This is a genomic window from Candidatus Neomarinimicrobiota bacterium, assembly GCA_022560655.1.
Taxonomy (GTDB): domain Bacteria; phylum Fidelibacterota; class Marinisomatia; order SCGC-AAA003-L08; family TS1B11; genus JADFSS01.
In genome coordinates, this window is record JADFSS010000079.1 from 1 (window position 1) to 8,947 (window position 8,947).

At 65.5% G+C, this 8,947-nt stretch carries 7 protein-coding genes; 6 read left to right on the top strand and 1 reads right to left on the bottom strand.

What is annotated here, in order from left to right:
* The 6 genes from IH971_09800 to IH971_09825 all read left to right on the top strand — a co-directional run.
* Positions 1-749, top strand: a 749-nt coding sequence (locus IH971_09800) for a cation transporter (protein ID MCH7498131.1), incomplete at its 5' end; no start/stop codon positions are given.
* A gap of 28 nt (positions 750-777) precedes the next feature.
* Positions 778-1,440: a DUF4159 domain-containing protein gene (locus IH971_09805; GenBank protein MCH7498132.1), complete on the top strand. Its 663-nt coding sequence runs from the start codon at positions 778-780 to the stop codon at positions 1,438-1,440.
* Positions 1,440-4,886 carry a hypothetical protein gene (locus tag IH971_09810; GenBank protein MCH7498133.1) on the top strand — a complete coding sequence of 1,149 codons (3,447 nt, stop codon included), beginning with the start codon at positions 1,440-1,442 and terminating at the stop codon, positions 4,884-4,886. The genes IH971_09805 and IH971_09810 overlap by 1 nt, the downstream gene beginning before the upstream one ends.
* Positions 4,886-6,781, top strand: a complete 1,896-nt coding sequence (locus IH971_09815; GenBank protein MCH7498134.1) for a hypothetical protein — start codon at positions 4,886-4,888, stop codon at positions 6,779-6,781. Before IH971_09810 ends, IH971_09815 begins: the two co-directional genes overlap by 1 nt.
* A 110-nt stretch (positions 6,782-6,891) precedes the next feature.
* A complete protein-coding gene (locus IH971_09820; protein MCH7498135.1) occupies positions 6,892-8,121 on the top strand; it encodes an asparagine synthetase B in 1,230 nt (409 codons plus the stop codon).
* Between the two features lie 156 nt (positions 8,122-8,277).
* Positions 8,278-8,676 (top strand): YjbQ family protein, encoded by a 399-nt coding sequence (locus IH971_09825; protein ID MCH7498136.1) that lies wholly within the window; start codon positions 8,278-8,280, stop codon positions 8,674-8,676.
* Between the two features lie 138 nt (positions 8,677-8,814).
* Here IH971_09825 and IH971_09830 read toward each other — a convergent pair.
* Positions 8,815-8,947: aldo/keto reductase (locus tag IH971_09830; protein ID MCH7498137.1), on the bottom strand; the 133-nt coding region annotated here is incomplete at its 5' end.

The following is an 8,947-nucleotide window of genomic DNA, read 5'->3' on the forward strand; positions in this document are numbered from 1 at the left end:
TGCTGACCGACGTAGCGGCGTTGGGTTTGGCCCTGTTCGCCAGCTGGCTGGCGGCCCGCCCGAAGGATCCCCGCCGGACCTATGGCTACCTCCGGGCGGAGATTTTGGGAGCCCTGGCGAACGGCGTGGCCCTGATCCTGCTGTGCGGCTATATCCTGCTTGAAGCGGTGGAACGCACCGGCACACCCCAGATTATCGCCGGTGGACCCGTTCTGGCCATCGCCACGGTGGGCCTGGCGGTAAACCTGGGCAGCGCGCTTTTCATCCGGCATGGGCGGCGCGGCAACCTGAACGTGGAGGGAGCCTACCTGCATCTGCTGTTTGACAGCCTCAGTTCGGTGGGGGCCATGCTGGCGGGTGGCGTCATCCTGCTCACCGGGTGGACGCCGGTGGATACACTGGTGAGCGTCCTCATCGCGGGCCTCATCCTGGTGGGGGGCTGGCGGCTGCTGATGAAGGCCGTGGACGTCCTCATGGAGAGCACCCCGGCGGAGATCGATTATCACCGCCTGGAGGAAGCGCTGGTGAACAGGGAACATATTGTCCAGATGCATGATTTACATATCTGGTCCATATCATCAGGGGTCCTGGCCATGAGCGCCCATATCCAGCTCACCGATGACTGCGTCAAATCGGGGCACTGGCCCAGATGCCTGCGAGAAACCCAGGACTATCTGAGGGAGCAGTGGGGCATTGAGCACACCACGTTACAGACCGAGCCGCTGGCCTTCCGCGAGCGCTACGGCTAGCGCCGCCGGCAGGGGCAGGTTGGGCCGGCTGGCGGGCCCGGTTCTAGGGCTGGCCCTGGCAGCGGGCGCATCCTTCGCGTGGAGCCAGGCGGTCCCGGGCGCACTGACCATCACTCGGCTGCAGTACGGCGGCGGCGGCGACTGGTATGGCGACCCCAGCTCGCTACCCAACCTGATTGCCTTTACCCGCAGGCATACGGGCATCACCATCGCACCCGATGAGACGCGTGCCGCCATCGGCGACGACGCCTTCTGGGGCAGCACCTACCTCTATCTCACCGGCCACGGCAACATCCACTTCACCGATGAGGAGGCGGCCATGCTGCGGGGGCATCTGACGGCGGGGGCGTTTCTGCACGCCGACGATAATTACGGCCTGGACCGGGCCTTCCGGCGGGAGATGCGCAAGGTCTTTCCCGACAAGAACTGGGTGGAACTGCCCCCGGCCCATCCTATCTTCAATATCGTCTTTCCCTTTCCCGATGGCCTGCCCAAGATTCACGAACATGACGGCAAGCCACCTCAGGGGCTGGGCCTGTTCCACGAAAGGCGGCTGGTGGTGTTCTACACCTACGAAAGCGACCTGGGCGATGGCTGGGAAGATGCGCAAGTCCATGATGTGGCTCCGGGACTGCGTGAAGCGGCCCTGCAAATGGGAGCCAACATCATTGCCTACGCCCTGAGCCGCTGATGATTGCGCAGCCCATCAAGTACAAACTGCGCCGGGTCCGCTACCGACTGGCCCGGTTGAACCTGGGCTACGACGCGCTCATGGTGGGGTTGCTGCTGGCAGCGGGTGTGACCACGGCGGTGTGGTACGAAGCGCACCTGTACCTGACCGGCACGGTGCGCGCGATCATCGTCTGGGTGCTGGCCGACCTGCTGCTGCTGCTGGCGCTGACGGTCCTGGTGCGCTGGCTGGGGACCTGGCGGGGCTGGTGGCCGTGGGTGCGGCCGGAGGCCATCGCAGCGCGGGTGGGGCACCGGCTGGACGCGTCGGCGGCGGACCGGCTGCTGAACGCCCTGCAGCTGGAGCGCCGCCTGGCAACGGAAAGCAATCTGGAGAACGCCGACCTGCTAAACCATGCGGTGCACAAGGTGGCAAAAGCACTTACGGGGCTGGACGCGCGCGCCCTTACGCCCCGGCGCTACCATCCCCCCTTGCGGCTGGCTGCGGCCATGCTGGCAGTGCTGCTGCTGGCCTGGGTCACGGCCCCCGGCGCCATGCTCGAATCCGCGGGCCGCCTGCTGCATCCCGGCCAGGACTATCCGGCGCCGACGCCCTTCATCCTGGTGGCACTCACGGGCGACAGCCAGGTGCTGGCCGGCGACACCACCGAGATCGCGTTCACCAGCGTAGGGGCGCTGCCGGCGGAGGTGGAACTGGTGTGGGAGGACAGCCGTGGGCAGGTGCGCTCCGCCAGCCTAGCTGTCAACGGGGACCGGTACAACTACCGATTCGAGAACATGGGTGACGATATCCGCTACCATGCCCGGTATGTAAATCGGGCCTGGTTTTCCTCCTGGGACCGGATTGTGTCCGAGACGCACAGCATCTCCATCATCGACCGGCCGGTCATCGAAGAGCTGGCCTTCACCATCACGGCGCCGGCCTATACGGGCGAGCCGGTGGAACGAATGGGGGGCAACGTGGCCGACATCGTTGCGCTGGTGGGAAGCCACGTGTTGCTGGAAGGCAAAACGAACCTGCCCCTGCAGGCGGCGGTGATGAATCAGAACGGGGAGGACGTGCCGCTTACCGTTGCGGGCCGGACCATCACCGGGGGCTTCCAGTTGCAGCAGGACACCGACATCTACATAGCGGTGGTTGACCGGCGGGAGGTGACCAACGCCCACCCCATCCACTACAGCTTTACGGCACGACCCGATTATCCGCCCACGCTCACCATGGTGTCCCCGGAGATGGTTGTGGAGCTGGATGAGACGATGGTGGTGGTTGTGCAGGTGGACCTGACCGACGACTTCGGCTTTAGCCGGGCGCAGCTGGCCTACAGCATCCGGCACCCGGACTATCTCGCCTCCGATGACCAGGTCTACACCCTGACGATGCCCCAATTGCAGCCGGCGAGCAAGGCCCAACGGCTGACCTACCTCTGGGAACTGGACCCTCTGGGGCTGATTCCCGGAGACGAAGTCCGCTTCCAGGTGGAGGTTTTCGACAACAATGTCATGACCGGTCCGGGGCAAGCTACCTCGGCGACGATGATCGCCCGGTTCCCCACCCTGCAGGACCTGTTCGCGCGGGCCGACCAGCAGGCCCAGGAGGCCACCGAGGCTACCGAGAGCGTGCTGGGAGATTTGGACGAGGTGAAGGCGCTGCTGGAAGAGATGGAGCTCTCCTTCCGGGGCGCGGAGGCCATATCCTGGGAGCAGCAGCTGAAGGGCAAAGAGGTGCTGGAGACCCTCGAACAGGTGGTGGCCGCGATGGAATCGGTCCAGGAGCAGATTGCGCAGCTGGGGGCGCAGGCCAGCGAGAACAACCTGCTCAGTGACGAGGTGCTCCAGAAGTACGATGAGCTGCAGAACCTGCTGGCGGAGATCATGACCCCCGAGTTGGAGGAGGCCATGGCCAAGCTGCGTAACGCACTGGCCGAGCTGGATCCCAACCAGCTGCAGCAGGCCCTGCAGAACCTGCAGTTTCAGGCCAGCGAATTCGAGGCCCAGCTGGACCGTTTCCTGGATGTTTTCCGGCGTGCGCTGGCGGAAATGAAAATGGATGAGCTGGTCACCCGGCTGGAGCAGCTGGCCGCCACGGAAGAGCGACTCCTGGATGATTTGACCCGCGGGGAGGAAGCCGCGGGCGAAACGGCCCCTGACGACGCCGTGACGGACCCAACAGAAGGGCAGCGGGCGGCACCGCGATTCCCCGACCTGGCTGCGCGGCACCGGGAACAGGAGCGGGCCTTCAACACTGCCCGGGAGGCGATGCTGACCGCAGCAGAGGCGGTGCAGCCGTACGATTCCCGGGCGGCGGAGCAACTGAGTGATCTGCGGGCGTCCGGCCTCACCCGGCAGACCACGACGGCGTTGCAGCGGGGCACCCAGAGCTTGCGGAGTGGACAACAGGGCGAAAGTGAGTCCGGGCTGGAGCAGGGGGAACAGCTGCTACAGGCTTTGCGCGCTGAGGCCGCCGCCATCCGGGATGCTTTCCAGGCGTCTGCGGTGCGGGAGATGATGGCGCAGTTTCAGCGGATACTGAGCGGGGTGCTGGCGGCCTCCAAGCAGCAGGAGCGGCTGCGGGCCGAGTCGCAGGAGCTCTCCCGGAGTTCGCCCCGTGTCCGGGAGGCAGCGGAGGCACAGCATCTGCTGGTGAAGGCGCTGGCCCGTCTTATCGAGCAGATGATGGCCCTGGGCCAGCAGTCGTTCCACATTACGCCGGAGATGGGCCGGGCGGTGGGCAAGGCCAACGCCGCCATGCATGCGGCGGTCACGAGCCTGGAGGGCAACGACCCGCAGGGGGCCACCGGAGCCCAGCAGGAGGGCATGACCGCGCTCAACGAGACAGCCATAGCCCTGGCCAACGCCATGGCCCAGCTGCAGCAGAGCGGGTCGGCCTCGGGCTATGAGCAATACCTTCAGCGCATGCAGAACCTGACCCAGGGCCAGCAGGGTCTCAACGCGGAGGTCCTGGGCATGCAGCTGGGGCAGATATCCGCCCTGTCACGGCTGGAGCTGGCCCGCCGCCTGCAGGCCCGGCAGCGGCAATTGGCGCAGGTGCTGAAGGCAATCCTGGACGACTTCTCCGAGCAGAGCGGCGGCAAGCATGGGGGGCTGGGCCAGGCGCTGGAGGATATGGATGAGGTCATCCGGGATTTTCAACGGCGGCGCGTAACCCGACGGACACTGGACAAACAGCAGCGTATTGTCACCCGCCTGCTGGACAGCCAGAAAGCGCTGAGCGAACAGGACTTCAAAGAGGAGCGCAAGGGGCGTTCGCCGGAGCGGCAGCTGGCCTACACCGGTCCCGCCGGGCTGCCCAGCGACCTGGGTGAACGGGATGACCTGATCATGCGATCCATGGAAAAGGCCTTGCGGGCCGGCTATTCGCCGGACTACCAGACCCTGATCCAGGCGTATTTCCAGAAGCTGGCCGGCAGGTCGGAGGGCGGGGACTGATGCGCCGGGCCGGTTGGCCGGGGTTATCCCGCGCGCTCGTGCTCACCGCGCTGACCTGGGCACTGGCCCCTCTATCTGCGGCCCCAATTCAGGCGCTGAACCCGCCCCCGCCCCGCCCTTCAGCGCGGGCTGCGGAGCAGTCGTTCAACCTGGCGCTCAAGCTGGAGCGGGCCGGCAATAGCGAACAGGCCACGGCCATCTATGAGCAACTAGTCACGGACTTCCCCGCTAACCCGCGCTATTACCAGCGGCTGAAGCGGGTGCTGCGCAGCTCGGCCAGGTACGACGACCTGCGCCGGGTGATCGCCGCGCGCCTGCGCCGCCAGCCCGACGATCTGCAGAGCCAGGTGGAGCTGGGGGACGTTTTCCTGTTGCTGGGCCGCAAGTCCGCGGCGCTGCGGACCTGGGAAAGCCTGCTGGTGCGCTTCCCGCAGAACGCCACGGCCCAGCGCCTGGTGCTCACCCATCTGCTCACCAGCAACCTGACGGAAGAGGCGGCGGGGCTGCTCGGGCGCCTGCGGGTGGAAAAGGGCGATGCGGCCTTTTTCTCACTGGATATGGGCCGCCTGTACGCCGCGCGGCTGGCCTACGATCTGGCCACCACCGAATTCCTGCGCTATCTGTCCGCACAGCCACAGGCAGTGGGCAACGTGATGAACCAACTGCTGCGCTTCCCCAGTGAACCCGAGGTCATCGCGATGCTGCGGGCGCAGCTCACCGGCCACGGCTCGGCCGGCGCCCTCCGCATTCTGGCCGCGATGGAATTCAAGAACCGCAACTTCGCACGCGCCGTGGAACTCAACCAGCAGCTGGAGGCGCCTGCCCTGGAGCGGGTCGACCTGGCCCTGGACCTGGTGGCCGAGGGCGAATGGGACCTGGCGGAACGTGTCCTTAACGGGCTGCTGGCCGACCCGGAGGCGGTGGCTTTTTACGAGGAGGCCATCCTGGCGCTGGCGGGCGTCTATCAGGCCCGCAGCCGGGAACACAGCGTGGCATTGCCGCTGTCGGGATTCTATCGGGACAACCGCTTTTTCGCCCTGCCTTACATTGGGGTGACGGAGGCGAGCACGGGGGCGCTGCGGCAAGCCATTGTGCTGTATGATTCGCTGGCCACGACCCGGCACAATTCCCTGGCGCGCCTGCGGCTGGGGGACATCAAGTTTCTCATACTGGACGATTTTGATGGGGCCATCGCCGATTACGAGGCCGTGCTCGGCGAGCGCCTGGCCGCCCAGTACTATTCGCAAACCCTGTTGCGCCTCATTGACGTGTGGATGGCCAAAGGCGACCTGGAGGCCGCCGAGGAGGTGCGCCAGCGGGCCGCCACCCGGCTCATCAGCAAGGAGCAGGCCAATCTGCTGGACATGAAGGCAGTGGAGTTGATCTTTCTCTCAGGCGACCGTGACTCGCTGCTGGCCTACCTGGGCGGAGAGCTGGCGGCGCTGGGCCCGGCCGACCCGGCCTTCAACGACCTGATGGAGCTATCGGGGCTGGTGCGGCGCTTTCAGGGCAGCCCGGAGCCCTACCAAGCCTTTGTCCGCAGCGAGGCGCTGCTGCGGCAGAACCGGCGAAGTGAGGCTGTGGGGGTGCTCAGCGCAGCAGTGAAGGGGCAACTTTCGCCACTGATCGCGCCCATCCTACAATACCGGCTGGCCACGCTCCTTGCCCTGCAGGGCAAGCATGGGGCGGCGGAGCGGCTGAGCCTAAAGATGCCGGGGGAGACGGAGTTTACCGAGCTGGGCCTGCTGCTGGCGGCGGAACTGGCCGACTACCTGGCGGCCGACAGCGACCGGGCCGCGGAGCGCTATCTGACATTTGTGGATACTTATCCGCTGAGCATCTATGCCGACGCCGCCCGCCTCCGCTACCGGGAGCTGCGTCCGGGGGAGGAGTGAAGGCCAGCCCGGTGAGCGATCGAAGGCGGGCCTCCGGGACGACCGCCACGGTGCTGCCCGCCCCGCCGATGCTGTCGCGCTACGCGTGCCGAATTGTCGTCCTGCTCAGCATGCTGGCCGTCGACCTGCTCTGGCCGCAGAAGCTGCTGATCCCCATGGACGAGAGCCAGCGGGACCACCTGAAAGCCTACGGCGTGACTTTCTGGACCCTGCGGCGGGGTACCGACGTGGAGTGGCTGCTCAACTACCGGGGGGGTTCCTTTCTGGTGGACGCACAGCCGGCGATCCGGAAGGAGTGCCAGGTGAGGGGCGTTACCAGCGAGCCGGTGGACGCAGCCCAGCTGGGGGCGATTTATGCCACCATCGGCGAGCACAATATGGACATCGTGCTGCTGGAAAAAGCCCCCCGCATTGCCGTCTACAGCCCGCCCAACCGGCAGCCGTGGGATGACGCGGTTACACTGGCGCTGACCTACGCCGAGGTGCCCTACGCCACCATCTATGACCGGGAGGTCCTGTCCGGGGGGATGTCCCGATACGACTGGCTGCACCTGCACCACGAGGACTTCACGGGTCAGCACGGCAAGTTCTGGCGCTCCTATGCCAATGCGCCGTGGTACAAACAGCAGGAGCGGGATTACAAGGCTCTGGCGGCAGAGCTGGGCTACCCCCACGTGCCGGCGCTCAAGAAAGCGGTGGCGCAAGCCATCAAAGGGTACGTGGTGCGGGGCGGATTTTTGTTTGCCATGTGCTCCGCCACGGACAGTTGGGATATCGCCCTGGCAGCCCAAAACGTGGATATCGCCGGCATCCCGTTCGACGGCACTCCGCCCCACCCTGACGCCAGCGGGCGGTTGGACTTCCTCCAATCCGTCGCCTTCGAGAACTATGAGCTCTACACCGACCCCATGATCTATGAGTTTGCCACCATCGATATTCCGGCCAGCCACAATCCGGCGCCGCGCTCGGCGGAGAACGACTACTTCACGCTGTTCGAGTTTGCGGCCAAGTACGACCCCGTGCCCACCATGCTGACGCAGAATCACGTGGGGGTGATCAAGGGCTTCATGGGGCAGACCACCAACTTCCGGCGGTCCACGCTGAAAAAGAGCGTGGTGCTGATGGGGGAGCGGGAGGGCACCGAGGAGGTGCGCTACATCCACGGCAACCTGGGCCAGGGGACCTTCACCTTTCTGGGGGGTCACGATCCGGAAGACTACCAGCACTTTGTGGGCGACCCGCCCACCAACCTGGCGCTGCATCCCAACTCGCCGGGCTACCGGCTGATTCTCAACAACGTCCTGTTCCCGGCCGCGCGCAAGAAGGAGCGGAAAACGTGAGATGGGGGCAATTGGGTGTATTGATGATTGAAGAGTGAATATTTAAGATTGAGGGGAAGAGGGTAAAGAAAAAACCGCCAAGACACCAGCGACGCCAGTGGCAAAAGCAGGGCTCGAAATTCGGTAGCCGGGACCTGGAGCTCGTAACTTGTGATCATGGAGACGCTTGCGGTGCGCACCCAGCAGCGGGTGGAATTCGTTGAGATTACCGGCCCGGTGCGGCAGTGGCTGAGCGGCCAAGGCAAGGCGTCCGGCGTGCTGACCCTCTATGTGCCCCACACCACCGCCGGCATCATCATCAACGAGAACGCCGACCCCGACGTGATGGGCGATCTTACCAGGGAGCTTAACAAGGTCATTCCCTTCGAAGACGGTTACCGCCACGCCGAGGGCAACGCCGCGGCCCACATCAAGTCGTCCCTGGTGGGGGCTTCGGCGCAGGTGCTGGTGGAAGGGGGCCAACTGGTGCTGGGCAGGTGGCAGGGCATCTTCTTCGCCGAGTTCGACGGCCCGCGCAGCCGTCAAGTGTACCTGATGATGACGCCCGCTTTGTAGCCGCAGGGGCACAGCGCGCTGTGCCCCTACCACGTGACCATCAATGGGTTTGCAGCCGCTAACTTACATATCTAATATCCCGTCACCCCTCGACCCGCGCCTGTGGCGGGGCAGGGGCAATTGCGGTGGCGGTGGCGCCTACCAGGCGTAGGCTTCGGGGGCCTCGCCGCCAGGACCGGGCCAAATATCGTCCAGCGAGGCGAGGGCCTGTTCGTCCAACTCGAGCTCCAGGGCCTTTTGAGCGCCGTCCAGCTGGGCCTGTGTACGGGGA

What these genes read in the sequence shown, in the direction of transcription:
- IH971_09815 (MCH7498134.1), top strand. Translation starts at nt 4,886, where the DNA reads ATGCGCCGGGCCGGTTGGCCGGGGTTATCCCGCGCGCTCGTGCTCACC.
- IH971_09810 (MCH7498133.1), top strand. Translation starts at nt 1,440, where the DNA reads ATGATTGCGCAGCCCATCAAGTACAAACTGCGCCGGGTCCGCTACCGA.
- IH971_09820 (MCH7498135.1), top strand. Translation starts at nt 6,892, where the DNA reads ATGCTGGCCGTCGACCTGCTCTGGCCGCAGAAGCTGCTGATCCCCATG.
- IH971_09825 (MCH7498136.1), top strand. Translation starts at nt 8,278, where the DNA reads ATGGAGACGCTTGCGGTGCGCACCCAGCAGCGGGTGGAATTCGTTGAG.